The sequence below is a fragment of the Streptomyces sp. NPDC054887 genome (assembly GCF_053610585.1).
On record NZ_JBSGYQ010000052.1, the window covers coordinates 30,451 to 54,502 of the forward strand.

Annotated in this window: 19 protein-coding genes; 8 read left to right on the forward strand and 11 right to left on the reverse strand. The window is 72.5% G+C overall.

Features of this window, described 5'->3' with window-relative positions; all coding sequences use genetic code 11:
• Nucleotides 1-281 precede the first annotated feature (281 nt).
• From ACWGH0_RS25720 to ACWGH0_RS25730, 3 genes are all read left to right on the forward strand, one after another.
• On the forward strand, nucleotides 282-4,583 hold the full coding sequence (locus tag ACWGH0_RS25720; RefSeq protein ID WP_453406601.1) for a HAMP domain-containing protein: 4,302 nt from the start codon (nucleotides 282-284) through the stop codon (nucleotides 4,581-4,583).
• Nucleotides 4,580-6,904, forward strand: coding sequence for a SpoIIE family protein phosphatase (locus ACWGH0_RS25725; protein WP_453406602.1), 2,325 nt, complete (start codon nucleotides 4,580-4,582; stop codon nucleotides 6,902-6,904). The genes ACWGH0_RS25720 and ACWGH0_RS25725 overlap by 4 nt, the downstream gene beginning before the upstream one ends.
• A 97-nt stretch (nucleotides 6,905-7,001) precedes the next feature.
• Nucleotides 7,002-8,510, forward strand: coding sequence for an alpha/beta hydrolase (locus ACWGH0_RS25730; RefSeq protein ID WP_453406603.1), 1,509 nt, complete (start codon nucleotides 7,002-7,004; stop codon nucleotides 8,508-8,510).
• Between the two features lie 54 nt (nucleotides 8,511-8,564).
• Here ACWGH0_RS25730 and ACWGH0_RS25735 read toward each other — a convergent pair whose 3' ends face one another.
• The gene (locus tag ACWGH0_RS25735; RefSeq protein WP_453406604.1) at nucleotides 8,565-9,761 is read right to left on the reverse strand and encodes a phospholipase D-like domain-containing protein; all 1,197 of its coding nucleotides are present in this window, start codon (nucleotides 9,759-9,761) and stop codon (nucleotides 8,565-8,567) included.
• 96 nt (nucleotides 9,762-9,857) lie between these two features.
• Complete coding sequence (locus ACWGH0_RS25740) at nucleotides 9,858-10,433, reverse strand: DUF6328 family protein (RefSeq protein WP_453406605.1); 576 nt, start codon at nucleotides 10,431-10,433, stop codon at nucleotides 9,858-9,860.
• Nucleotides 10,434-10,581: 148 nt separating this feature from the next.
• Between ACWGH0_RS25740 and ACWGH0_RS25745 the strand changes: the two genes are divergently transcribed.
• From ACWGH0_RS25745 to ACWGH0_RS25760, 4 genes are all read left to right on the forward strand, one after another.
• The gene (locus tag ACWGH0_RS25745; RefSeq protein ID WP_453406606.1) at nucleotides 10,582-11,385 is read left to right on the forward strand and encodes a maleylpyruvate isomerase family mycothiol-dependent enzyme; all 804 of its coding nucleotides are present in this window, start codon (nucleotides 10,582-10,584) and stop codon (nucleotides 11,383-11,385) included.
• 30 nt (nucleotides 11,386-11,415) lie between these two features.
• Nucleotides 11,416-12,507, forward strand: coding sequence for a DNA glycosylase AlkZ-like family protein (locus tag ACWGH0_RS25750; RefSeq protein WP_453406607.1), 1,092 nt, complete (start codon nucleotides 11,416-11,418; stop codon nucleotides 12,505-12,507).
• An 88-nt stretch (nucleotides 12,508-12,595) separates the two neighbouring features.
• Entirely contained in the window at nucleotides 12,596-13,267 is a 672-nt protein-coding gene (locus tag ACWGH0_RS25755) for a lipoprotein (protein ID WP_453406608.1), read from the forward strand.
• A 249-nt stretch (nucleotides 13,268-13,516) separates the two neighbouring features.
• The gene (locus ACWGH0_RS25760) at nucleotides 13,517-13,999 is read left to right on the forward strand and encodes a MarR family winged helix-turn-helix transcriptional regulator (protein WP_453406609.1); all 483 of its coding nucleotides are present in this window, start codon (nucleotides 13,517-13,519) and stop codon (nucleotides 13,997-13,999) included.
• Here ACWGH0_RS25760 and ACWGH0_RS25765 read toward each other — a convergent pair.
• The 9 genes from ACWGH0_RS25765 to ACWGH0_RS25805 all read right to left on the reverse strand — a co-directional run bounded on the left by ACWGH0_RS25765 (nucleotide 13,996) and on the right by ACWGH0_RS25805 (nucleotide 21,857).
• Nucleotides 13,996-15,186, reverse strand: a complete 1,191-nt coding sequence (locus tag ACWGH0_RS25765; RefSeq protein ID WP_453406610.1) for a PP2C family protein-serine/threonine phosphatase — start codon at nucleotides 15,184-15,186, stop codon at nucleotides 13,996-13,998. The two genes, ACWGH0_RS25760 and ACWGH0_RS25765, sit on opposite strands and share 4 nt — an antisense overlap.
• Before the next feature lie 123 nt (nucleotides 15,187-15,309).
• Nucleotides 15,310-15,822, reverse strand: a complete 513-nt coding sequence (locus ACWGH0_RS25770) for a MarR family winged helix-turn-helix transcriptional regulator (protein WP_453406611.1) — start codon at nucleotides 15,820-15,822, stop codon at nucleotides 15,310-15,312.
• A 73-nt stretch (nucleotides 15,823-15,895) separates the two neighbouring features.
• Nucleotides 15,896-16,471 carry a pyridoxamine 5'-phosphate oxidase family protein gene (locus tag ACWGH0_RS25775; RefSeq protein WP_453406612.1) on the reverse strand — a complete coding sequence of 192 codons (576 nt, stop codon included), beginning with the start codon at nucleotides 16,469-16,471 and terminating at the stop codon, nucleotides 15,896-15,898.
• A 35-nt stretch (nucleotides 16,472-16,506) separates the two neighbouring features.
• A complete protein-coding gene (locus ACWGH0_RS25780) occupies nucleotides 16,507-17,766 on the reverse strand; it encodes a globin domain-containing protein (RefSeq protein ID WP_453406613.1) in 1,260 nt (419 codons plus the stop codon).
• A gap of 67 nt (nucleotides 17,767-17,833) precedes the next feature.
• Nucleotides 17,834-19,135: a PP2C family protein-serine/threonine phosphatase gene (locus ACWGH0_RS25785; protein WP_453406614.1), complete on the reverse strand. Its 1,302-nt coding sequence runs from the start codon at nucleotides 19,133-19,135 to the stop codon at nucleotides 17,834-17,836.
• A complete protein-coding gene (locus tag ACWGH0_RS25790) occupies nucleotides 19,132-20,145 on the reverse strand; it encodes a SpoIIE family protein phosphatase (protein WP_453406615.1) in 1,014 nt (337 codons plus the stop codon). Before ACWGH0_RS25790 ends, ACWGH0_RS25785 begins: the two co-directional genes overlap by 4 nt.
• A complete protein-coding gene (locus ACWGH0_RS25795) occupies nucleotides 20,142-20,633 on the reverse strand; it encodes an ATP-binding protein (protein WP_453406616.1) in 492 nt (163 codons plus the stop codon). The genes ACWGH0_RS25790 and ACWGH0_RS25795 overlap by 4 nt, the downstream gene beginning before the upstream one ends.
• The gene (locus tag ACWGH0_RS25800; protein WP_453406617.1) at nucleotides 20,617-21,027 is read right to left on the reverse strand and encodes an STAS domain-containing protein; all 411 of its coding nucleotides are present in this window, start codon (nucleotides 21,025-21,027) and stop codon (nucleotides 20,617-20,619) included. Before ACWGH0_RS25800 ends, ACWGH0_RS25795 begins: the two co-directional genes overlap by 17 nt.
• A complete protein-coding gene (locus ACWGH0_RS25805) occupies nucleotides 21,024-21,857 on the reverse strand; it encodes an STAS domain-containing protein (RefSeq protein ID WP_453406621.1) in 834 nt (277 codons plus the stop codon). The genes ACWGH0_RS25800 and ACWGH0_RS25805 overlap by 4 nt, the downstream gene beginning before the upstream one ends.
• 450 nt (nucleotides 21,858-22,307) lie before the next feature.
• Between ACWGH0_RS25805 and ACWGH0_RS25810 the strand changes: the two genes are divergently transcribed.
• Nucleotides 22,308-23,993, forward strand: a complete 1,686-nt coding sequence (locus tag ACWGH0_RS25810; RefSeq protein ID WP_453406618.1) for a ribonuclease J — start codon at nucleotides 22,308-22,310, stop codon at nucleotides 23,991-23,993.
• The last annotated feature ends 59 nt before the right edge of the window (nucleotides 23,994-24,052 follow it).

The window sequence follows — 24,052 nt, forward strand, 5'->3', positions numbered from 1 at the left end:
TCGTGGCCCGCGGCGGCCCCCACGCGTGCGCTCCCGGTGGCGCGGGCGGCGGCCACGGGCCGGGGCGCCCGCGCGAAGGACCGCCGGCCGCGGGTTTCGGCCGGGGCCCCGGCGTACAGAAACCCCTGCGGGACCGGCGGCGCACCAGAATGCTTGCCGCATAGCAACTGTGGCAGGATGAGCCCGACCGTACATCCGGACCATTCGGCCTAGAATCACCGCGGCCGGTTCCCTGACGGTCGGTCCACGGGGGCTTGCAGAACGAGGGGCGGAAAAACACGATGACTGTGGGCCAGGGGCAGGGAAAGCGCGCCGCCGTGCGGGTGCGCGACGCCGAGCGGAACGGCGCGGCCGGGGCAGTGGGCGAGCCGGAGCTGCGGCAGCTGCTCGCCGGACTGACCGCGGTGCGCGACGGCGACTTCGGCACCCGTCTGCCGGCCGACAGCGAGGGCCTCCTCGGAGAGATCGCCACCGTCTTCAACGGCATGGTCGACCAGCTCTCGCTGTTCACCTTCGAGGTGACGCGCGTCGCGCGCGAGGTCGGCACCGACGGCAGGCTCGGCGGCCAGGCGCACGTACCCGGTGTGGACGGTACGTGGAAGGACCTCACGGACTCCGTCAACGCCATGGCCGGCAACCTCACGACCCAGGTGCGGGACATCGCCCAGGTCGCGACCGCCGTGGCCAGGGGCGACCTCTCGCAGAAGATCACCGTGGACGCGCGCGGGGAGATCCACGCGCTGAAGAAGACCATCAACACCATGGTCGACGAGCTGTCGGCGTTCGCCGACGAGGTGACCCGGGTGGCCCGCGAGGTCGGCACCGACGGCCGCCTCGGCGGCCAGGCGCAGGTCCCCGGGGTCGGCGGAACGTGGCGCGACCTCACCGACTCCGTGAACTTCATGGCCGGGAACCTCACGGCGCAGGTGCGGTCCATCGCCCAGGTCGCGACCGCCGTCGCCCAGGGCGACCTCACGCGCAAGATCGACGTCGACGCGCGCGGCGAGATCCTCGAACTCAAGACCACCATCAACACGATGGTCGACCAGCTCTCCGCCTTCGCCGCCGAGGTCACCCGCGTCGCCCGCGAGGTCGGCACCGAAGGCCGTCTCGGCGGCCAGGCCGATGTCAAGGGCGTCTCGGGCACGTGGAAGGACCTCACGGAGTCCGTCAACGTGATGGGCGACAACCTGACCGCACAGGTGCGGTCCATCGCCCAGGTCACGACCGCCGTCGCCCAGGGCGACCTCTCGCAGAAGATCCGCGTGGACGCGCGCGGCGAGATCCTGGAGCTGAAGGAGACCATCAACACGATGGTCGACCAGCTCTCCGCGTTCGCCGACGAGGTGACCCGGGTGGCCCGCGAGGTCGGCACCGAGGGCAACCTGGGCGGCCAGGCCACCGTGCGCGGCGTGTCGGGCACGTGGAAGGACCTCACCGACAACGTCAACGTCATGGCGTCCAACCTCACCAGTCAGGTCCGGTCCATCGCCCAGGTCGCGACCGCGGTGGCCCGCGGCGACCTGTCCCAGAAGATCACCGTGGAGGCGAAGGGCGAGGTCGCCGCGCTCGCCGGTGTGATCAACACCATGGTGACCACGCTGTCGGCGTTCGCGGACGAGGTGACCCGGGTGGCCCGCGAGGTCGGCACCGAGGGCATTCTCGGCGGTCAGGCGCAGGTGCCGAACGTGGCGGGCACCTGGAAGGACCTCACCGAGAACGTCAACTCCATGGCGAACAACCTGACCGACCAGGTCCGCAACATCGCCCAGGTGACCACCGCCGTCGCCCAGGGCGACCTCACGCGCAAGATCGACGTCGACGCGCGCGGCGAGATCCTGGAGCTCAAGACCACCATCAACACGATGGTCGACCAGCTCTCGTCCTTCGCCGCCGAGGTCACGCGCGTGGCGCGCGAGGTGGGCAGCGAGGGCCGCCTCGGCGGTCAGGCCGAGGTCGAGGGCGTGTCCGGCACGTGGAAGCGCCTGACCGAGAACGTCAACGAGCTGGCCGGCAACCTCACCCGGCAGGTGCGCGCCATCGCGGAGGTCACCGGCGCCGTGGCGGAGGGGGACCTCACCCGCTCGATCACGGTGGACGCGTCCGGTGAGGTGTCCGAGCTCAAGGACAACATCAACTCCATGGTGGAGTCGCTGCGCGAGACCACCCGGGCCAACCAGGAGCAGGACTGGCTCAAGACCAACCTCGCGCGCATGTCGGGCCTGATGCAGGGCCGGCGCGACCTCAAGGTCGTGGCCGAACTGATCATGGACGAACTGACGCCGCTCGTCGGGGCGCAGTACGGCGGCTTCTACCTCGCCCAGGAGCGGGGCGGCCTCAGCGAGCTGGAGCTCATCGGCTCGTACGGTCACCCGGGCGACGCCTCGGACACCGGGTGCCCGGTGCGCTTCCGGTTCGGGCAGTCGCTGGTCGGGCAGGCGGCGCGCAGCCGCCGCACGATCGCGATCGACGAGCTGCCGGCCGGTTACATCACGATCTCCTCGGGCCTCGGGTCCACCGACCCGGCCAGTCTGATCGTGCTGCCCATCGTCGTCGAGGGCCAGGTCCTCGGAGTGATCGAACTGGCCTCGGTCACCGCGTTCACCCAGGTGCACCGCGACTTCCTGGACCAGCTCATGGAGACGGTCGGCGTCAACGTCAACACGATCGTGGCCAACGCCCGCACCGACGAGCTGCTCGGCGAGTCCCAGCGCCTGGCCGCGGAGCTCCAGGCGCGGTCCGGGGAGCTCCAGGTGCGCCAGGAGGAGTTGCAGAACTCCAACGCGGAACTGGAGGAGAAGGCCGCCCTCCTCGCCTCGCAGAACCGTGACATCGAGACGAAGAACCTGGAGATCGAGCAGGCCCGCCAGGAACTGGAGGAGCGCGCCCGGCAGTTGTCGCTGGCCTCCAAGTACAAGTCGGAGTTCCTGGCCAACATGAGCCACGAGCTGCGCACACCGCTCAACAGCCTGCTCATCCTGGCGCAGCTCCTGTCGCAGAACCCGACCCGCAACCTGACGCCCAAGCAGGTGGAGTACGCGGGCATCATCCACTCGGCCGGGTCGGACCTGCTCCAGCTGATCAACGACATCCTCGACCTGTCGAAGGTCGAGGCGGGCAAGATGGACATCAGTCCGGAGCGCGTCTCGCTGCGCCGTCTGCTGGACTACGTGGAGGCGACCTTCCGGCCGATGACGGCCCAGAAGGGGCTCGACTTCCGTATCAGCGTCGCGCCCGGCGTGCCCACGGACCTGATCACGGACGACTCCCGGCTGCGGCAGGTCCTGCGCAACCTGCTGTCGAACGCCGTCAAGTTCACCGAGGAGGGCGCCGTCGAGCTGCGGATCGCCCCGGCCGCCGACTCGGACGTGCCGCCGCAGGTGCGCGAGTACGGCCCGGCCCTGACGTTCCGCGTCCTGGACACCGGCATCGGCATCGCCGAGCCGCAGCTCGAAGCGATCTTCGGGGCCTTCCAGCAGGCGGACGGCACGACCAGCCGCAAGTACGGCGGCACGGGCCTGGGGCTGTCCATCAGCCGGGAGATCGCGCACCTCCTCGGCGGAGCCATCCAGGCGGCCAGCGTCCTGGGCGAGGGCAGCACGTTCATCCTGCACCTGCCCGTGGCGAGATTCGAGGAACGCGAGGCGGTGGCGGACGAGGACACGCAGCAGCCGCTGGCGCTGTCCGCGCCCCAGCTCATTCCGGCGCAGCGCCGTCTGCTCGTCATAGAGGACCGGCCGCGCGGTCTGCTCTCCCTCGTCGCCGAGAGCGCCGTCGCGGAGCTGGCCGAGAACCAGAGCCTCGTCGACGCCCGCGGGCCGGTGCGGCTGCGTACCGCCGTGGGTCCGGAGGAGGCGGCGGCCGCCCTGGCGGCGGAGCCGTGCCACTGCGTCGTCCTGGGACTGGACATGGCCGGCGGGGCCGCCATGCAGTTGCTGGAGGCGCTGAACGGCGACCCGGGTCTGCGTCAGGTGCCGGTGCTCGCCCATCACACGCGGCGCCTCGACCAGCAGCAGGAACGCCGGCTGCTCGAACTGGCCCGTATGAAGCCCCTGGAACTGCTGCCCAGCCTCGACGAGCTGCGGGAGCGCATCGCGCTGCACCTGACGGCCGAGCGGCCGTCCGACGTGCTGCCCCTGGCGCGTTCGGCGGACTCCGCGGCGCTGACCACCTCCGCCCCGGACCTCGGGGAGAGCCCGGACGGCCAGCTGACGGGGCGTGTGGTCCTGGTCGTCGACGACGACGCCCGCAACGTCTACGCGCTGACCGGGATCCTGGAGATGCACGGCATGCAGGTGCTGCACGCCGACAACGGCCGCAAGGGTCTTGAGGTGCTGTCCCGGCACGACCACATCGAGCTGATCCTGATGGACGTGATGATGCCCGAGATGGACGGTTACGCCGCGACAGCGGCGATCCGGGCCATGCCGGAGCACGCGGACCTCCCGATCATCGCGGTGACGGCCAAGGCGATGGAGGGCGACCGGGAGAAGAGCCTGGCCGCCGGCGCCAACGACTACATCACCAAGCCGGTCGACGCCGATGTGCTCGTCGCCTGCATGCTCCGCTGGCTCAACCGGTGACGGGGCACAACCAGCGGCTCGACGCGCTGGCCGCCACCGTAGAACAACTGCGCCAGGACCTGGCGCTGGCGCAGGAGTCCAACGACGCCCGCGCCCTGATCGGGATCGCCACCGGCATCCTCGTCGAGCGCGGGCACGGCGGGCCGACGGAGGCGGCGCAGCACCTGGAGAGCCTGGCGGAAGCCGCCCGGCTCCCGCTCCTGGAACTCGCGGCAGACGTGGTCAACGCCGCGTCGGGCGACGCCGTCACCGACGTGCTGCCGCCGAGCGCGGCGCCCGGGGACAGGCAGGGCGCGCCGGGCGCGGTGCTGCGGCTGCGGGCGGCGGAGGCCGGCTCGCTGTCCAGTGATCCGCAGTCCGCGGCGGAGTCGCTGCTCGAACAGGCGCTCGCCCCGCTCGGGGCGGACTCCCTGGCGCTGTGGGCGGCCGGGCAGGACGGTGCCCTGGTCCTGGCGGGCCACGCCGGCTTCCCGCGCGGGGAGGCGGAGCGGTGGCGGTACGTCCCGCCCGGCGTCGGAACGCTCGCCCAGCGCGTGCTGAGCGCCCGCAAACCGCAGTGGTACGGCAGCCTGCCCGCCGGTTCCCTCGGCATCGGCGTGAGCAACGGCGGGGCCCGCGCCGTGCTGCCCGCCGAGAGCGCCGGCCGCCTCCTGGGCGTACTGGAGATCTGCTGGCCGCACCCGCAGCCACCGCTCACGCACGCCACCACCCGGCAGCTCGACGCGCTGGCCGACCTGTGCGCGCACACGCTGCCGGGCGCGGACATGGCGGGCACCTTCACGGACCAGCACCCCGACGACGCCAAGAACGCGCTGGGCGACCTCGCGGACGGGCTGCTCGATCCCGCGCTGGTGCTGCTTCCACTGATCGACGGCCAGGACGCGGTGTCGGACTTCCGCATCGCGCACACCAACGCCCACTTCAGCGACCTGGCGGGGCGTCCGCGCAGCGCGGTCACCGGCATGAGCCTGCTGGAGGCGTACCCGCTGACCGCACGCGAGGGCGGTCTCTACGAGCACGTCGTACGGGTCCACGCCACGGGTGAACCGTTTCGCTCCGAACGGATGGCGCTCGGCACCCTGGTGGCCGACGTGCCGCTCAGCACGATCGCCTCGGTGGGGATGTCCCGCTTCGGCGACGGCGTCCTGCTGACCTGGCGCGTCGAGAGCGAGACGACGCGGCTGGCCGAACTCCTCCAGCACGCGCAGCGGCTGGGGCGCATCGGCGGCTTCGAGGAGAACTTCGTCAACCGGCAGGTCATATGGAACAGCCAGCTGTTCTCCCTGTTCGGGCTGCCGCCGACCTCGTCGCCCGTACCGCTCGAAAGGCTGCACAAGCACGCCCACCCGGACGACTCGGTGGCCATCGGCCGTTTCCTGCGCACCCTGATGCACCACCGCCACTCCGCCTCCACCGCCTTCCGGCTGCAGCGCGCGGACGGAGTGGTACGCCACATCCGCATCGTCGCCGAGCCCGTGATCGGCCCGGTGGGCCAGCTGGTCGCCGTCCGCGGGGCGTACCAGGACGTCTCCTCGCAGCACTGGACCGAGGTGGCGCTGGCCGCGACCCGCGACCGGCTGGCCGACTCGGAGCAGCAGTCCGCCGAACGCAACCGCCTCGCCCTGCAGCTCCAGCAGGCGATCATGCCGCCCTCTCCCCCGGCGGTCGACACCTCCGGGCTGCGGGTCGCCGTGCGGTACCGCCCGGCCGAGGAGGGCCACCTGGTGGGCGGCGACTGGTACGACGCCGTCGTGCTGCCGTCGAAGATGGTCATGCTGGCGGTGGGCGACGTCGCCGGGCACGGCATCAAGGCGGCGACCGGCATGGTCGTCCTGCGCAACGCGCTCCGGGGCCTCGCCGCGACCGGCGCGGGCCCGGCGCAGCTGCTCGGCTGGCTGAACTCGGTGGCACACCATCTGACCGACCAGGTGACGGCCACGGCGATGTGCGGCATCTACGACCCGGACACCCGGCAGCTGCGCTGGGCGCGGGCGGGCCACCCGCCGCCCGTACTGGTCCGCGGCGGCGAGGCCACCGCGCTGCCGCTGCCGGGCGGCATCCTGCTCGGGGCGGTCGCGGAGGCGCCCTACGAGGAGCACCTCGTGACGCTGCGGGCCGAGGACCGGCTGCTGATGTACACCGACGGGCTGATCGAGCGGCGCGACCTCTCGGTGCAGCAGTCGCTGGAACACCTGTTGTCGATCGCCCAGGATTCGGCCGCGGACGCCGCGGAGCTCGACAAGTACCTGGACCAGCTGCTGACCCACAGCCGTTCGGACACCGACGACGACACCTGCCTGATCGGCGTGCGCGTGCAGTGAGTTGAATCTCCCTCAGGGGGAGGTCCCACCGTGGTGGCGAGCGCGGAGCGGCCCGTACGGACGGGTCCCGCGGACCACGGCGTACGAGGAGTGGCTCATGACGGCATTCGTCCTGGTGTCGGACATCTTCACCGGCGGCTGGATATGGGACGAGGTGGCCGGGCGGCTGCGGGAGGCGGGGGCGCGGGCCCTTCCCGCGCGGCTGACCGGAATGGGCGAGGGGCACCCGCCGGCGGACCCCGGCACCGATCTGGAGACGCACATCGGGGACGTGGTGCGGCTGATCGACGAGGCGCGGGCGCCGGACGTGGTGCTCGTAGGTCACGGGTACGGCATCCATCCGGTGCTCGGCGCCGCCGGACGGCGCCGGGAGCTGATCTCCCGGGTCGTGTACCTGGACGCGGGCCTGCCCCGGGACGGCGACCCGGCCGCCCGGCTGGTGGCCGACCAGGCGGTGCGCGAACGGCTGCTAAACCCGGCCGAACGAACCGCCGCCGACCCGCACCTCGCCCCGCCGTCGGGCGACGGGTGGCAGCGCTGGGGCAGCACGGCGGGGGTCTCGGCCGAGGCGCTTGAGCGGCTGTCGCGCCTGGCCGCACCGCAGCCGATCGGCACGCTGACCCGGCCGCTGCGGTTGTCGGACGAGGTCGCCGAGCTTCCGACGACGGGCGTCCTGTGCACGGCGAACGGGTCGAGCATCGCCATGGTCGAGCGGCTGGTGGGGTTCGGCGACCCGCGCCTGCACGCCCTCACCGGTCCGCGCGTGACGTTTTTCGAACTCGACACCGGGCACTGGCCGATGCTGTCCCGCCCCGACGAGCTGGCCGGCGTACTGCTCGGGGCCGCGGCAGGAGAGGGGCGCCGGCTCAGGGCCGATGCGGAGGAACAGCCGGCGCACCTGCGGCCGTTCCTGCTGGACGTGGAGCGCCGGCGGCGGGAGCGGGTGGGCCGGGTCGATCTCCACCTGCCCGATGCCGAGGGGCCGCGCCCGGCGATCCTGTTCGTCCACGGCGGCCCGGTGCCCGCCGGGGCGCGTCCCACACCGCGGGAGTGGCCGGCCCTGGTGGGGTACGCCCAGTACGCGGCAGGTCTGGGCGCGGTCGGCGCGACGGTGGACCACCGGCTGCACGGTCTCGCCGACTACGGGCGCGCCGCCCGGGACGTCGCCGACGCGGTCGCGTGCGTACGGGCCGATCCGCGGGTCGACGGGGAGCGGGTCGCGCTGTGGTTCTTCTCCGGCGGCGGCCCGCTGTCGGCGGACTGGCTCGCGGCGCCGCCGCCGTGGCTGCGGTGCGTGGCGGCGACGTATCCGGTCCTCGGGCCGCTGCCCGGCTGGGGACTCACCGGTTCCCGGTTCCGGCCCGCGGACGCCGTACGGGGAGCGGGGCGGCTGCCGGTCGTGCTGACGCGGGTGGGGCTGGAGCGGCCGGAGATCGCGGCGACGGTCGAGGAGTTCCTGCGCGCCGCCGAGGACTGCGACGCCCCTGTGGAGGTGGTCGATCTACCGGGCGGCCACCACGGGTTCGAGACGACCGACCGGTCACAGGAGGCGCGCCGGGCGGTGGAGCGGGCGGTGCGGTCCGTGCTCGGGCACGTGCGCAGGTGAAGCGGGTGGAACGGAGCCGCCCGCCGTACGGGTCCCGGTCCTTCCGGGACGGCGTCACAGGAAGCGGCGTACGGGCTGGACGGCCAGTTCGCGGGCGCGCTGGGCGAGCGAGCGTCTCTTCCAGCGGCTTCTTCTGATCGGTTCGCTCACCGCCACGTCGTCGTCGAAGTGCGCGTCGAGCGTGGCGGTGAACTCCTCGTCCAGCACAGCGAGCATGACTTCCTCGTCGTGGTCGAGGGAGCGCCGGTTGAAGTTCGTCGAGCCGATGAGCGCCGCCGTGCGGTCGACCGTGATCACCTTGGCGTGCATCATCGTCGGCTGGTACTGGTAGATCTTCACGCCGCAGGCGGTGAGGTCGTCGTAGAAGTGCTGGCCGGCCAGCTTGCAGACGCGCTTGTCGGTGTGCGGGCCCGGCAGGAGTATCTCGACCTCCACCCCGCGCCGCGCGGTGGCGCAGAGCAGCTCGACGAAGTACGCGTCCGGGGAGAAGTAGGCGGTGCACAGCCGGAAGCGTTCCTCGGCCGACTCCAGCATGACCCGCATGAGGGTCTGCATGTCCTGCCAGCCGAAGCTGGCCGAGCCCCGCACCACCTGCACCACCGCGTCGCCCTGCGGGCGGTGCTCGACGAACCGGTCGCGCTCGTCGAAGAGTTCGTCGTGGCACTCGGCCCAGTTCTGCGCGAACGCGGCGGCGATGCCGTCGACGGCGGGCCCGGTGACGCGCACATGGGTGTCGCGCCACTCGCTCGCGTCGCGGGCGTCGCCGCACCACTCCTCGGCGATGCCGACCCCGCCGGTGAACGCGGTCTGCTCGTCGACGACGAGGACCTTGCGGTGGCAGCGGTGGTTCTGCTTGAAGGGCGACAGGCGCAGCGGCTTGCGGAACCACATCACCTGCACCCCGGCCCGCTCCATGGTGTCCAGCTGGTCGGTCTCGATCAGTCGGCTGCCGAAGCCGTCCAGCAGCAGCCGCACCCGCACCCCGGCGCGCGCCCGCTCCGCGAGCGTGTCCGCGAACTGGCGGGCGATGTCGCCCTTCCAGTACACGAACGTCATCATGTCCACGGTGTGCCGGGCCGAGCGGATGCCCTCCAGCATCGCGGCGAAGATCTCGTCGCCGTTGCGCAGGGGGACGAGCGCGTTGCCTTCGGTCGCCGCGATGCCGATGAGCCGCTCCAGCCGCCGGCGTATGCGCGCGCTCCGGTCCTCGCCGGACACGGCGGTCTGTGCTGCGACGGTGCTGGCGGTCATGTCCGACGGCTCCTTGGTACGGGTGGGCAAGCGGCGGGTGCGTTCTGCGGGGCCGTGGCCGCCCTTCGGGAGCGGCCACGGCTGTCGCGGCCGGGCCTAGGCGTCGCCGGCGGCCGCGGAGCGCCTGGCGGCGCGACGCCGCAGCCACAGCGGCAGCGCGTACCAGCACAGGCCGAACCAGAGCATGACGCCGCCGACCAGCGTCCCGGCGAGGAAGTTCGGCGCCACGACACGCAGGATGAGCAGCAGCGTGCAGCCGATGGTCAGGGCGAGGAACACCATGCCGCACATCATCAGGCGGCCGGCGACCTCCACGACGTCGTCCTTCATCCGCTGACCCGACAGGAAGCGGTGTATGGACACGGGGGCTATCAGCGACCCGGTCGCCGACGCGCCCAGGACCACGGTGACGACGTAGACGGACCGGTCGAACGTGCCGAGATCGTGGAACAGGGGGGTGAAGGCCACGCTGAGCAGGAAGCCGAAGAGGATCTGCACGCCGGTCTGGGCGACCCGTGTCTCCTGAAGGATCTCGTTCCAGCGGCGGTTGACCCGCTCGCGCGCGCTCTCCTGCGACGCGTCGACGGGGTCGTTCGCACCGCCGCCGGCTCTGTGCGCGTCGCGGACGTTCTCTCCCGTGCGCGACTCGACGGGCTGTCCAGTCATGGTCATGGCATCCTCCAGGCTCCAGCACACCGGTTGCCCCGTCGGGACGAATCCATGCGGCGGCGGGACCGGAGGAGGGCCGCGCCACACGGCGAGCCCGTGCCGTCGGTGACGTGCGGCGTAGCCTGGGGCTGAGGGGAAAGGAGGGTGCGGCATGGCCACTCCCACTGTCACCGCCCGTGAGATCCCCCGTACGTCCCCGGCACGGGCGCGTCAGGTCAACGCGGCGGAGATACGCGCCTCGCTCGCCCTGCTGGCCACCCTGGAACCCGAGGCGTGGTCGAGGCCGACGGCGTGCACGGGCTGGACCGTGCGGGACATGGTGGCCCACGAGCTGGGCCAGTACGAGGAACTGCCCAAGCCCTGGCTCATGGTCACCCGGATCCGCCGCGCCCGCCGAACGCACCCGGAGCTGGGCGCCCTCGACGGCCACAACGCGAGCCAGGTCGAGGATCGCGGCGACGTGCCGGGACGGCAGCTGGTCAACGAGCTGGCCCTGATCGCCCCCAAGGCGGTGCGGGCCCTGGACCGCATGCCGGCCGCGATGCGCCGCCGGGTGCGGACCAGCGTGATCTTCCCGGAGGCGAAGCAGCTCGCCGAGGACTCGGTGGAGTACCTGAACAGTGTCCTCGTCGCGCGCGACACGTGGATGCACCGGATCGACATCAGTGACGCCACGGGGGCCCGGCTGGTACTCGACGCGCACGATCGCGAGATCATGAACCAGGTGGTGCTGGACCTGGCGCTCGACTGGACCGGTCCGCCCTGCCTGCTGGACCTGTCGGGGCCGGCCGGTGGACGCCACCGCCTCGGCAGCGGGCCGCCCGTCGTCACACTGCGGGCGGACGCGGTCGCGTTCGCCCGTCATCTGGCGGGCCGTCCGCCGCGCGGCGCGCTGGAGTTCGAGGGGGACGAGGACGCCGCGGAGGCGCTCAGGGCCGCCCGCGTCATGTTCTGACCGGACACACGCGTACGAGGGGGTGCGGTCGTGGGCGGGACACACCGGCGCGGCGTGGCCGTGACCCGGGAGCAGGCTCTGGCCCACCGGGTGGCGGTGCACGGGTTCGCACGCTCCTCCCCCGCACCCGACGTGCTCGCCCTGGGCGTGCGGGACACGCCGAACGGATCGGCCCGGCAGGCCCTGGCCGCACGGGGTGCGTCCGCCCGGGGGCTCGAACTCGTCTGGACGTTCCGCGGCGCGCCGCACCTGCACCGCCGCGCGGACCTGCCGGCGCTCGCCGCCGCACTGTGGCCGGTGGACGACGAGGACGCCGCGGCCCGGATCGACACAGCGGCGATCAAGGAAGGGGCGCGCCTCGGCGTCGAGGCGTTCCGGGTCACCGCCGAGGCGTTTCGCGCGGTGGTGACCGCGCCGACGGCCAAGGGCGAGGTGAGTACGGCGGTCAGCGCGGCCGTGCCCGAGTCGCTGACGTACTTCTGCGAGCCGTGCGGCGCGCGGCACATCTCCGGGCTGTTGTTCCAGCAGGCCGGGATCTTCGGGGGCGTCCGCGTTCGGCCGGAGGGCGGCAGGACCGCGCTGGCCCCGCTGGGGGCGGAGTATCCCGTGCCGGTGACGGCGTCAGGGACGGCCGGGCTGATCCGCGCCTACCTGCGCTTCCTCGGCCCCGCGACCCCCGCGGAGGTGGCGAAGCACCTGGGCACGAAGGCGTCGGTCGTTCGGCGGGTGTGGCCGGACGATCTGGCGGAGGTGACGCTGGAGGGCAGGCGGGCGTGGCTGCCTTCCGGTGATCTCGACGCCCTGCTGGCGGCGAGGGGCGGGAAGCTCGTACGGCTGCTCCCGCCCGGTGATCCGTTCCTCCAGGCGCGCGACCGGGACCTGCTCGTGCCGGACAGAATGCGGCAGAGGGAGATCTGGCGTGCGGTCGGCGGGCCGGGGGCGCTGCTGGTCGGCACGGAGATCGCCGGTACGTGGCGGGCCAGGGCGGCCGGCCGCGCGACCGACCTGACCGTCACGCCGTTCGCGCCGCTGTCCCCCGCCGTGCGCCGGGAACTGGACGCGGAGGCCGCCACCGTGGCCGCCGCGCGCGGCACGGCCGAGGTGCGCCTCCGCATCGCCTAGACGCTCCCCCGCCGGCCGACCGCCCCGGGGACGCGGGCGGGCGTGGGATAGCCTGCGGCGATCGGTCAAGCTCAGGGGTGGGGTTGCAATGGGGCAGGTGAAGGCGCGGTGCGTCGTCCCGGCGGCGCTGGCGGTACTGCTGCTGGCGGGCTGTTCGTCGGCGCCGGACGGCGGCGCGGCGGGGCAGGGAAGGCCGGCGGAGCAGCCGAGCGGAGGCGCGGGGGCGAAGGCGGGGGCAAAGGTGGGGGCGAAGGCCGCCGACCGGAAGGCGGCGCTCGTCGGGAGCGCCGGAACACCGTGCGCCCTGCCGGTGTCGTTCCGCACCGCCGCCGACTGGACGGCGGAGAAGGTGACGGCCGGTGACGAGGACGACGCGTTCGCCTCGCTCGCCCGGCAGGGGTCCGTGAAGCTCGTCTGCGAGATCGACGCCAAGCCGGCCGGGAACATCGGGTTCCTGCGCGTGTGGACCGGTGCGGGCGGTGGCACACCGCGTGAGGTGCTCGAATCCTTCATGGCGGACGAGAAGAACGCCGGGACCGTCCGTTACCGCGAGACCAAGGCCGGGGAGCTCCCCGCCACCGAGGTCACCTACCTCGTCACCAGCGAGTTCCAGGACGAGCCGAAGAAGGAGCGGGCGCTCGCCGTCGTCGCCCCCGGCGGCGCGGTGGTGCTGCACCTGGGAGGGCTGGACACGGCCGAGCACGAGCAGATGCTGCCGGCCTACGACCTGGCCAGGAGCACGATGGCGGTCACGGGCTGACGCGCGCCGCCCGGGCGTGCACCGCCTCGCGCACGGTGTGCGCACGGGCCCGGGGGACCGGCGGCGCGATCGGCTGAATTCCGGCGGGCGCAGGACGCCCGCGGTCTCGGCCACGAGCGAAAGACACCTGTGCGGGGATACTTTCGACAGAGCGGGCAGACGACCCGTACTAGAGTCGGCGAATGCGTGCGACGACAGCGTCGGCCTCCTGCCGGAGGTGCGCGGATGTTTCCTGGGAGTGACGGCCGTATGCAGCGCGCGGGACCACCGGACGACCCCGTCGACGAGATCGCCGTCCAGGTGGCCGCGGCCGCCGAGGCGATGGTGTCCACCTGGACGAAGGCGTCGCGCACCGCTTCCCCGCGGCTTTCGGCGCTCCAGTTGGACGCGCTGCTGTTCGTCCGGCGGTGGCCGGGCGTCAACCTCACGGGGCTGGCCGAGGAGGTCGGCGCCGCCCCGCCCGCCGTGAGCCGGCTGTGCGACAGGCTGGAGGCGGCCGGGCTGCTGCGCCGCGAGCCGGCTCCCACCAGCCGGCGGGAGATCGGTCTCGTGCTGACGTTGCAGGGGCAGGAGCTGATCGACGCTCTGTTCGCCCGTCGCCACGCGATGTTCGCCGATGTGCTCGACCGTATGCCGTCCGCCGAGCGCGAGAAACTCCTGTCGGGGCTGCTGGCCTTCTTCCGGGCGGCTCAGCCGGGCGGCATCGACGCCGACCGGCAGGTGCCGGGCTAGCCGGTCCGACCGCGCCAGTCCAGGCAGACCACCGCGGCGTCGTCGGGCAGGTCGTGGCCGCCGTGGTACTGCATCAGCGCCTCGACGACGGCGCGGGCGGTGTCGTGGGCCGTCGCGCCACCGGTGGCGGCGATCGTCTCGCGCAAGGCGTCCTCACCGAAGACTCCGGCCCGCTCGCCCGACCGCGCGCCGTGCACGCCGCTGCTCACGACGACCAGTCGGTCACCGCGTTCCAGCTGGAACGACTCCTCGTGGTAGTCCGTCTCCTCGAACATGCCGAGCGGAACCTGCGTCTCCAGCTCCAGCCGTTCGACGGAGTCGTCCCGCCGGCGGAACACATGGGGCGAGCCCGCGTCGACGGCCCGCACCCGGCCGGTGGCCCGTTCGCATTGCAGCAGGAGGGTCGCCGAGTACCGCTCTCCCCCGTACTCGCCGTAGATGGCCTGGTCGGCCAGGCACGCCTGGTCGGCGAGCGGGACTCCGCCACGGCGCGCGTTGCGCAGGGCTCCGACGGTGAGGCCGGCCAGCAGAGCGGCCTGGATGCCCTGCCCCTTGCCGTCCGACACGGTCAGGTACAGGTGCTCGTCGGTGACCGACCAGTCGAAGTTGTCGCCTCCGATCGCGTACGCCGGTTCCAGGTGCGCGCCGAGAGTGAACTCGGCCTCGTCGAGCCCCCGGCCGGGCAGCAGCTGCCACTGCATCTCCGCCGCCAGGGTGAGGCGCTTGCGCCGACGGGCCTGGAGGTAGAGGTCAGTGTCGCGTTCGGCGACGATCAGTTCGTGGCCGAACGCCGTGGCGAAGTCGGCCAGCTCCAGCAGGGCCGGCGCCCCCGCCGCCGGCTCCGGCAGGTGTACGGACAGCACGCCCAGGCGGTCTCCCCGTACGGTGATGGGCAGGTGCGCGGTGACCATGCCGGGATCTTCCGTGACCTCCATGACCGGGACCTGCGCCGAGAAGGCGCGTGCGGCCGGGTGCCCTCCGCGTACCGGGACCGTCTCGCCGGTGTGGGGCAGGCGCGTCACCGGCTGGAGCACCGCGAGGCCGTAGTCCGCGAGCAGCAGCGTCACCGAGCGGGCGTCCACGGTGTCGGCGAGCAGCGAGCGGGTGGTGGACAGCAGACCGGTGGGGGGCGCCGCCCGCAGCGCGCTCTCAGCCGCGCCGAGCCATCGGCCGGGCCGGTTGTCCATGTCTCATCCCTCGGGTCCACGACAAACTCCACGCGGACGGCGACAGGCAATCGCTCTCCGTCGCCGCGCCCTACGCAGACTTCATCTTCCCGGCCCGCGGCCGGACATGCCCGGCCGTGGGCGTCAGGCGATGTCCGCCGACTGCCCCGCCATGTCCGCCGCGCGGGGCGCGGCGCCGGGGCCGATGCGGGCGGCGGCCGCCGTGTGGAAGGCTTCGAGCCCTTCGGCGAGCGCCTTCAGTTTGGCGGGTTCCATCTCGCGCAGGACGGCCTCCAGCTCGCGTACCCGGAACGTACGGAAGTCGGCGAGTACGGCGTGCCCGCGCCGGCTCAGGCGTACCTCGACCTCCCGGCGGCTGGTCGCGCTCGGGAACCGCTCGACGAGGCCGGCCGCCTCCAGGCGGTCGCACAGGCGGCTCACGGACGAGGGCCGCGATCCGAGCGCCTCTCCAAGGGCCCGGAGGTTGACGCCCTCCTGACCCTCCAGCGCGGTCAGCGCGCGCAGTTGCGAGGGCGACACCGGGCCGGAGGGAACGGCTTCCTGACCCCGGCCCCACAGAAGCTGCAGCAGTTCCAACGCCGCGCATGCGTCATGGGCCACCTGCTCGTGGCCGGTGGAGTGCAGAGTGCGGAGCATCGCACCACTCTCTCACTCCGGTGGGTGATTTGTCAGCCGCCGTTTTCCCGCCGGCCCGGGGCGGGACGCCGCGCTACCGGTCCGCGACGAGGCGGTCGGCCGGGGCGGCGGCGAAGTAGTCGGCGTCCTTGGGACGCTTGAGCGACGGGCTCTGCGGACGGCGGGCGGGCTCCAGGTGGGGTATGTGCTTGGAGCAGTGGATGTACGCCTCGACGACGGTCACGCGCACCCAGAACTCGGGCTGTCTTCCCGGGGCGGTGTCGACCGGTATCAGGGGGTGGGCGGCGCGCAGTTCCCGCTCGTCGACCAGTTGGGCCGTGCCGTTGACGTGCAGTCCGACGTGGTGGTGGGTGAAGTCGAGGAACAGCAGTCCCAGGTGCGGGTTCTCCGCCATGTTGCCGGCGCTCGCCATGACACCGTTCCCCCGGTACTCGGGGTAGGCGAGGGTGCGGTCGTCGAGGACGGTGACGAATCCCGGCGGCCCGGCGCGGAAGCTGGCGTCGCAGTGGCCCCGGGCGTCCGACGTGGAGAGGAAGAGCATCGACTGACGGCCGATGAAGTCCCGCATCGTCTCGTTCAGACGGGGATGGACCTGCCGGTCGTAGAAGGCGTCGGCCCTCTGCACGGTGCCGAGGTGGTCTTGCAGCATGCGCTCCCCGCGCGAGGGTGAGGCGTCGTGACTGTTCACAGGTAGTCGCTCTCGGGGTGGTGTCGGGGCGGTGCCAGGGGCGTGGTCAGGACGGGATCGCCGAGCGGGTCGTGGTGGATGCGGGCAGCGGGGACTCCCTCGTTGCGCAGGATCCGGGCAGCGGCGGTGACCATGCCCGGGGGGCCGCACAGGAAGGCCTCATGCTGCCCCCAGGGCCCGAATTCGCGCAACACCTGCGGCAGGGTGCCCTCACGGCCGGCTATGTGCTGGTGCGAGACGGCGGCCCGTACGGAGAGCCAGTGCTGACGCTGCGCCATCCGCAGCATGTCGTCCAGACCGTAGAGCTCGTCGGCGGTGCGGGCGCCCACGAAGAGGTCGACGTAACGCCGCATGCCGCCGAGCGCCGCCTGTTCGAGGAGGGCGCGGATCGGCGCGAGTCCGGTGCCGCCGGCCACGCACACCAGGTCGCGGTCGCCGGCCGCCGCCAGCGTCATGTCGCCCTGCGGCGGCCCGAGGGTGACGACGTCGCCGACCGCCGCGCGGTGCACCAGGGCGTTGCTCACCCGGCCGCCGGGCACGGCACGGACGTGGAAGGTGAGTGAGGAGTCCGGGCGGGGAGCGTTGGCGGGCGAGTACTGGCGCCACGCCTTGGGTTCCCAGGGCGTCCGCATGCTCACGTACTGGCCCGCCTCGTACGCGTAGGGCACGTCCGTACGCACCGTGATCTCGGCGATGCCGTGACCCCGGTGGTCGTGCCGGACGATCTGCGCCTCCCAGGTGGCGGGGCGCAGGCGGGTGTCGTCCGCGGCGGCCAGAATCATCACACGCGCCGCCGTGGTGTACGCCCGGCTCCAGGCCGCTTCGACGTCCGCCGTCCACGCCGCCCCGGCGTAGCGGGCCAGGGACGCGAGGAGGCACTCGCCGACCGCGGGGTAGTGGGCTTCGAGGGTCCCGAACTTGCGGTGGTCGCGCCCCAGGAGGGTGCAGAAGCGCACGAGGCTGTCCGGGTCGTCGACCAGCTCGACGATGCGCAGGAGGCCGCGCAGCAGCCTGTCGCGCTGTGCGTCCATGTTGTCCGGGAAGAGTTCGCGGACCTGCGGGTAGCGGGCGAAGAGGATGCTGTAGAAGTACACCGTCAGGTCGGCCGCGTGCGGTTCGATCACCGCCAGACCGGCGCGTACGAGCGAGATCTCGTGGGCGGTGAGCGGTGTGGGCGCCAGGCCGGCGGCGGGCGGGGCCGTGGGCGCGTGTGCGGGCGCCGGGTAGCTGTCCGGGTGCATCGGGCGTGCGGGCAAGGAACGTGTCGCAATCGCGCAGGGCCCGGCCTGTGAGGGGCCGGGCGGGGACGGTGGGCCGGGAGGGTCAGGCGCCGCTTCGCGCGGCGGGCACCCCCACGCGGGAGGGCCCGGTGAAGCGGATGGCCAGGGCGAGGGTGTCGTCGGGGTGCAGGACGACGGTGTGCATGTCGGCGGCGACGGCCGCGGGGATCTCGGTCAGGGGCCTCGCCGCGTGCCGGCGCGCCGCCTCGACGAGGCGGATCTCGCCCTCGGTGGGGTCTCTGCGGCTCTCGGTGAGGCCGTCGGTGTAGAGGATGAGGAGGTCCCCCGCGTCGACGTCGAGGTGCAGGATCTCCTCGCTCCCGGGCAGCGGGAACCCGATGCCCCTGCCGCGCAGTTCGAGGTAGCGGGCGGTGCCGTCGGCCCGCAGGAGGAGGGCGGGCGGGTGGCTGCCGTTCGCGATGCGCAGCTCGCCGGTGGACGGGTCGAGCCGGGCCAGCAGGACGGTCGCCATGAGGTCGGGGTCCAGCGGCATGAGGATCTCGTGCGTGCGGGCGAGGATCGACTTGAGCGGGTGGCCCTCCAGCGCGAGGGTGCGCACCGCGTGGGTCACGTTGAGCGCGCTGCGGGTGCTGCGTACGCCGTGCCCGAGGGCGTCCACGACGGTGATGTGGAGGGTGCCGTCGGGGAGCACGAACCAGTCGTAGTGGTCGCCGCCGGTGGGGGCGTTGGAGTCGGCGGGGGCGTAGTGCACCGCGAGTTCCAGGCCGTCCACGGTGACCGGGCGCGGACGCAGGGCGTCTTCGAGTTCCCGGAGTATCTGGCCGTGGGCCTTGCGCAGTTGTTCGTCGCGCTCTTCGAGCTGGACGTACAGCGCGAGTACGCCGGCGTTGGTCTCGGCCAGTTCGTGCTTGAGGCGCCGGTGTTCGGCGACGAGGCCGTCGGTACGGGCGAAGGCCGCGCGCAGCTCCTCCTCCACGGCGCGGGTCTCGGTCCACCGGGCGCCGGGCGGGAGGCTGCCGGGCGCCGGGCCGTCCTCCCGCGCGGGTACGGGGATCCGCCAGCCGACCGAGTCGTGGGACGGGTTCGCCGCCGGCAGCGGCAGGTCCTCCGTGGTGGGCGGGCCGGCCGCCTCGGGCAGCCGCAGCGTGACGGCCAGCACGTGGGAGTGCGTGGTCTCCGTACCCGTGTCCGGGTCCGCGCCCGGGTCCGGCTCCTGCACGGCGCTCAGGGCGGCCGGCCGGCCGGCGCGCAGCTCGCCGCCGGCCACGTCGGTCACGGACAGCACGAGGCGGGCCCTGACGTCGGCGGGCAGGCCGTGTTCGCGTGCGATGCGGCGCACGGCGCGGCGCAGCGGCGGCAGGGTACGGAAGAGTCTGTCGGTCATCGGGGCCCTTGGTGAGGCTTGGCGGCGAGCACGGTCGCGTCGTCGCGGCCGGAACGGTGTCCGTGGGCGACGGCTGCGGCGAGCAGCGGGGGTGGCAGGCGCAGGTGGAAGGGGGACGGGGCGTGGGCCCAGGTGTGTGTGATGCCGTCGCTGTGGAGTACGGCTGTTGTTCCCGGGTCCAGTGGGATCATGCGCGGCTGCGGTACGGGCATCTTCCAGCCGACGACGCCCGGCTGGCCGGTCAGTCTGTGGTGGACGCCGCGGGCGGAGACGGCCAGGGCCCGGACGTTGCCGATGCCGCAGTACTCCGCCCGGCCGGGGCGCAGGCGCAGCAGCCCGACCGCGGCGCCGCGGGTGTGGCGCAGCGACCGGTGCAGGGCCGTGAGGATCTGGGGCAGCGTCCGGTCGGCGGCGGGCCCGAAGGCGCGCAGGGCGGTCTGGGCGGCCTCGGCGGCGTTCGGTCCGTGTCCGAGTCCGTCCAGGACGATCGCGGTGCGGACCCCGTCGGCCTCGACGAGGGCGGCGGCGTCCCCGCAGTCACGCTCCCCCTCGGCGGGCAGGCAGACGAACCCGGCGTCCTGGCAGACCGGCTGGGGCAGCCCGGGCAGCACGAGCCGGGCGCAGACCAGGGTGCCGACGCCGACCTGGGTGCGGATGGTGAAGTCCGACGCGATGCGCCGCACGGCCCCGAGCCCGGCGCCGAGGGTGCCGGTGGTGGTGTATCCGTCGGTGAGACAGCGCTGCGGTTCGGGCATGCCGGGACCCCGGTCGGCCGCGAGGACCTCCAACCCGGCGCCGAGCGGCAGGGCCTGGATGTACAGGGCGCCGTCCTTGGCGTGCTTGTCGAGGTTGCTGGCCAGTTCCGAGGCCAGCACGGCGGCCCGGTCCGGCATCGCGCCGGGGAGCCCGCACTCCTGCGCCAGCGAGCGGGCCGTCGCCGCCGCCAGGTGGACGGCGCTGTAGTGATCGATGCGCACCAGGGCGGTGGGCGGTACGACCGGACGCGTCAACGGGGCACCCACCGCGTGGCGATCACGGTCGTCCCGCGGCCCGGCGCGGTCCGGACCTCGAAGTCGTCCATCAGGCGACGGGCGCCGCCAAGGCCGTGGCCCAGCCCCGCTCCGGTCGTGAAGCCGTCCACGAGCGCCGCGTCCACGTCGGGGATGCCGGGGCCGTCGTCACGTATCGTCAGCCTCAGCCCCTGCCCGCCGTGGCGACGCGGGAAGTCGATCGTGAGCACCCCTCCGCCGCCGTGGATGTAGGCGTTGCGGGCCAGTTCACTGGCGGCGGTCACCACCCGTGTCTGGTCGACGATGCCGAAGCCCGCCGCGAGAGTGGCCGCGCGCACCGCGTGGCGGACCGTCAGCAGGTCCTCCTCGGTGTGCAGGGCCACCCGCGTGACGGACTCCGCGGTGGCGTCGGGCTCGGTGGCGCCGCGGTCCGCGGCGTCGGGGCGGTTGTCGCGCGAGGTGGTGGACGTGTTAGCGAGTTGAGTCACGGTGGGCCCCTTCCGGGGGCTGCGGACTTTGGTGCCAGCCCAGGGCGGCCATCCCTTGCTCTGCGTTCAGGGCGGTTTCCACGCCGACGAGTTCGATGCCCAGTTCGACCAGTGTGATGGCGACGGGCGGCCGCATTCCGGCGACGATCACCCGCGCCCCCAGCAGCTTGGCCATCGTGGTCAGTTCCATCAGGGTGCGGGCCACGAAGGAGTCGATGATCTCCAGACGCGAGATGTCGATGAGGACCCCGCGCACCCGGTCCGCCGAGATGCGCTCGGTGAGTTCGTGGGTGAAGGCGAGGGCGGCCTTGTCGTCGAGCTCGTTGAGGAGCCCGGTGAGCAGGACGTCGCCCAGGCGCAGGATGGGCACGCCGGTGGATGCGGGCCCGCTCATCGGAAGGCCGGTCCGTCGGGGGTGGGCAGGGGTCCGGCGGTGAGTTTGATGGCCTCGGACAGCGCGTCGGACAGGGTGGCCCGCGTCATGATGGTCGACAGGTCGATGCCCAGTTGGGCGATGGTCTGCGCGATCGGCGGCCGGATGCCGCTGATGATGCAGTCGGCCCCCATCAGACGTACCGCGTTGACCGTCTGCATCAGGTGCTGCGCCACAGCTGTGTCCACCGTAGGCACACCGGTGATGTCGACGATGGCGACCGTCGCCTCCTGGTCCTGGATGGCCTGGAGCAGGTTCTCCATCACCACCTGGGTACGCGCGGTGTCGAGCGTACCGATGAGCGGTACGCCCAGAACCTGCCGCCACAGCCGGACGACCGGCGTCGACAGCTCCAGGAGCTGCCTGCTCTGTCGGCGGATGATCTCCTCGCGCCCCTCGACGTACGTGTCGAAGGACAACGCCCCGGCACCGTCCAGGAGCCGGTTGATCAAGAGGGCCGCGGAGAACAGCTCTCCGCTGTCCTGCGTGGTCTCCTGCACGGCCTCCAGCAGCGCCTCCTTGAGGACGAGGACGGCCAGCGCCGTGGCGGTGGGAGACTCCCCTCCCCTCGCCCTGCGCAACGAGAGGTCCGTGACCGCGCGATTGAGCTCGGCGTGCGAGTTCGCGATGCGGTCGATCGGCAGAGCGCTGTCGAGACCGGTCACGAGGGCGGCGACCACCGTGTCCGCCTCCTCGCGCAGTTCGCTCTCGCTCGTCGTGCCGCTCAGGGCCGCCTGCTGCACCTGGAGCCGGACCCATCGGTCGGCTATTTCCTCGACGCGGCCCCGCATGGCGTTGGCGACGTGCTTCCGGGCCACGGCCTCGCTGCTGCTGCTCACCAGATTTCCCTTCACGACCCCCGCCGGCGCTGCCTGGGCCGGCGGCCGGCCGGGGTGATCCGCTCCGTTCGATTGTTGTCGTGCGGCAAATATAAGCACGGGACGCTCGCACAAGGAAAGCAGGGCCGCCCCCGTCACTCGATCGATCGACCGCGCGACGGCCCGTCCCCTCCTGCCCCTGCCCCGTGATCGCGTTCATGAACTGAGTTCACCGTCACAACCGGGTGATGTCCGGGGACCCCGGGGTGACTCCGACGCGTTCCCGAACGGCCGAAGGGCGTCACCGACGGCCGGCCCGAAGGGGCTCCTGGGCGGGCGGGGGCTCACTTCGGGTGTTCCGGTGAACCTGCTGGGTGAACCCGTAAAGGATCTGCGGCGCGGCCTCCGGTAACGTCACAAGTTATGAGCCATCCGCATCCCGAACTCAAAGCCGCCCCTCCCCTGCCCGCCGGAGGGCTGAGGGTCGTCGCCCTGGGCGGTCTGGGGGAGATCGGCCGCAATATGACCGTCTTTGAGCATGCCGGCAAGCTGCTCATCGTGGACTGCGGCGTGCTGTTCCCCGAGGAGACCCAGCCCGGGGTGGACGTGATCCTCCCCGACTTCACCTCCATCCGCGACCGTCTGGACGACGTCGTGGCGGTGGTGCTGACCCACGGCCACGAAGACCACATCGGCGCCGTCCCCTACCTGCTGCGCGAGCGGTCGGACATTCCCGTCGTCGGCTCGAAGCTGACCCTGGCGTTCCTCGAAGCCAAGCTCAAGGAGCACGGCATCAGGCCGCGCACCGTGCGCGTGCGTGAGGGCGACCGGCGGAAGTTCGGCCCCTTCGACTGCGAATTCGTGGCGGTCAACCACTCCATCCCGGACAGTCTCGCCATCGCGATCCGCACGGACGCGGGCATGGTGCTGCACACCGGCGACTTCAAGATGGACCAGTTCCCGCTGGACGACCGCATCACCGACCTGCGCGCCTTCGCCCGGCTCGGCGAGGAGGGTGTCGACCTCTTCCTCACCGACTCGACCAACGCCGAGGTACCGGGCTTCACCACGTCCGAGCGGGACCTGAACCCCGCGATCGAGCAGGTCATGCGTACGGCCCCGAGGCGGGTCATCGTCTCCAGCTTCGCCAGCCACGTGCACCGCATCCAGCAGGTGCTGGACGCGGCCCACCAGCACGGCCGCAAGGTCGCCTTCGTCGGCCGCTCGATGGTCCGCAACATGGGGATCGCCCGCGAGCTGGGCTACCTGAAGGTGCCGTCCGGCCTGATCGTGAGCATGCGGGAGCTGGAGAAGCTGCCGGACAACAAGATCACCCTGGTGTGCACCGGCTCCCAGGGCGAGCCGATGGCGGCCCTGTCCCGGATGGCCAACCGCGACCACATGATCCGCATCGGGAAGGGCGACACCGTCCTGCTCGCCAGCTCCCTGATCCCGGGCAACGAGAACGCCATCTACCGGGTGATCAACGGACTGACCCGGTGGGGCGCCCACGTCGTCCACAAGGGCAACGCCAAGGTGCACGTCTCCGGGCACGCGAGCGCCGGTGAGCTCGTCTACTGCTACAACATCGTCAAGCCCCGCCACGTGATGCCCGTCCACGGCGAGTGGCGCCACCTGCGGGCCAACGGCGACCTGGCCATCCGTACCGGTGTCGACCCCGACCGGGTGGTCATCGCCGAGGACGGAGTCGTGGTCGACCTCGTCGACGGCCGCGCCTCCATCACGGGCAAGGTGCCGGCCGGTTACGTGTACGTCGACGGCATGACGGTCGGCGGCGCGACCGAGGCCTCGCTCAAGGACCGTCTCACCCTCGCGGAGGAAGGCGTCGTCACGGTCGTGGCGATCGTCGACGCCGACACGGGGGCGCTGGCCGAGGCTCCCGACTTCCTGGCGCGTGGCTTCGTCCACGACGACACGACGTTCGAACCGGTCGTGCCGGTCATCGAGAAGGTCCTGGCCAAGGCCGCCGAGGAAGGCGTCGGCGACGCCCACCAGCTCGAACAGCTCATCGCCCGCGCGGTGGCCTCCTGGGCGTTCCGGACCCACCGCCGCAAGCCCCTCATCATCCCGGTCATCATCGACGCGTGACGGGGCGGCCCGGTTCCGGTGCGGTACGCCCTTGACGGCGTCCCGCACCGGGCCGGGCC

Excerpts from the sequence above, each read along its gene's own strand:
- ACWGH0_RS25785 (WP_453406614.1), bottom strand. The coding sequence starts at position 19,135 with ATGACCGACAGACTCTTCCGTACCCTGCCGCCGCTGCGCCGCGCCGTG.
- ACWGH0_RS25810 (WP_453406618.1), top strand. The coding sequence starts at position 22,308 with ATGAGCCATCCGCATCCCGAACTCAAAGCCGCCCCTCCCCTGCCCGCC.
- ACWGH0_RS25740 (WP_453406605.1), bottom strand. The coding sequence starts at position 10,433 with ATGACCATGACTGGACAGCCCGTCGAGTCGCGCACGGGAGAGAACGTC.
- ACWGH0_RS25745 (WP_453406606.1), top strand. The coding sequence starts at position 10,582 with ATGGCCACTCCCACTGTCACCGCCCGTGAGATCCCCCGTACGTCCCCG.
- ACWGH0_RS25805 (WP_453406621.1), bottom strand. The coding sequence starts at position 21,857 with ATGCGGGGCCGCGTCGAGGAAATAGCCGACCGATGGGTCCGGCTCCAG.
- ACWGH0_RS25730 (WP_453406603.1), top strand. The coding sequence starts at position 7,002 with ATGACGGCATTCGTCCTGGTGTCGGACATCTTCACCGGCGGCTGGATA.
- ACWGH0_RS25760 (WP_453406609.1), top strand. The coding sequence starts at position 13,517 with ATGCAGCGCGCGGGACCACCGGACGACCCCGTCGACGAGATCGCCGTC.
- ACWGH0_RS25770 (WP_453406611.1), bottom strand. The coding sequence starts at position 15,822 with ATGCTCCGCACTCTGCACTCCACCGGCCACGAGCAGGTGGCCCATGAC.
- ACWGH0_RS25775 (WP_453406612.1), bottom strand. The coding sequence starts at position 16,471 with ATGCTGCAAGACCACCTCGGCACCGTGCAGAGGGCCGACGCCTTCTAC.
- ACWGH0_RS25735 (WP_453406604.1), bottom strand. The coding sequence starts at position 9,761 with ATGACCGCCAGCACCGTCGCAGCACAGACCGCCGTGTCCGGCGAGGAC.
- ACWGH0_RS25755 (WP_453406608.1), top strand. The coding sequence starts at position 12,596 with ATGGGGCAGGTGAAGGCGCGGTGCGTCGTCCCGGCGGCGCTGGCGGTA.
- ACWGH0_RS25765 (WP_453406610.1), bottom strand. The coding sequence starts at position 15,186 with ATGGACAACCGGCCCGGCCGATGGCTCGGCGCGGCTGAGAGCGCGCTG.
- ACWGH0_RS25720 (WP_453406601.1), top strand. The coding sequence starts at position 282 with ATGACTGTGGGCCAGGGGCAGGGAAAGCGCGCCGCCGTGCGGGTGCGC.
- ACWGH0_RS25800 (WP_453406617.1), bottom strand. The coding sequence starts at position 21,027 with ATGAGCGGGCCCGCATCCACCGGCGTGCCCATCCTGCGCCTGGGCGAC.